A 657-nucleotide genomic window follows, 5' to 3' on the forward strand; every position below is an offset into this window, starting at 1 on the left:
CGCTCGCCCGCGGCATCCGTGTCGCCCGCGGCGAAGCGCGCTCGCTCGTCGAGGCCGGCGAGCAACTCGACGTGTCCCGCCGCGTCCGCCGCGACCGGCGACAGGCCCGAGGCCATCGCCTCGAGGAGCGTGAGCCCGAGCCCCTCGACCGGGCACGGCGCGAGCAGCATGCCGGCGCGGGAGAGGAGCTCGGGCAGGTCCGTGCGGTAGCCGCTGAAGCGAACGGATGCCGCGATGCCGAGTTCCGCGACGAGTCGCTCGAGCGGCTCCCGCTCCGGGCCGATCCCCGCGATGTCGAGCGTCCAGCCGTCGTCGGCGAGACCGGATGCCGCGAACGCACGCACCCCGACGTCGGTGCGCTTCTCGGGCTGCAGGCGCTGGGCCATGAGGACGGTGCGCTCGCGTGCCGCCGGGTCGCCCGCCGGGCGCGGGTCGATCCCCGTGTGGACGACCGTGCTCGGCCCGTCGATCGCTGCGGCCACCGCCGACGAGATCGCGATCTGGCCGTCGATCCTGCCGCGCACGAGCGCCTCGATCGGCACGGGGCCGACGCGGCCGCGGGGCCTCGCGAAGTGGCAGGTCGCGAGGTCGGGAATCTCGGCGGTCATGCTTCGACCCTAGGCGACGCCCGAACCCCATGAGAATCGGCTGCAGGAC

Annotated in this window: 1 protein-coding gene; it reads right to left on the reverse strand. The window is 74.9% G+C overall.

All coding sequences use genetic code 11. The features are described 5' to 3' along the window. Positions 1–608: glycosyltransferase (locus ESO86_RS18175; protein WP_129236068.1), on the reverse strand; the 608-nt coding region annotated here is incomplete at its 3' end. Positions 609–657 lie beyond the last annotated feature (49 nt).

The organism is Agromyces binzhouensis, from assembly GCF_004135055.1.
Classification (GTDB): domain Bacteria; phylum Actinomycetota; class Actinomycetes; order Actinomycetales; family Microbacteriaceae; genus Agromyces; species Agromyces binzhouensis.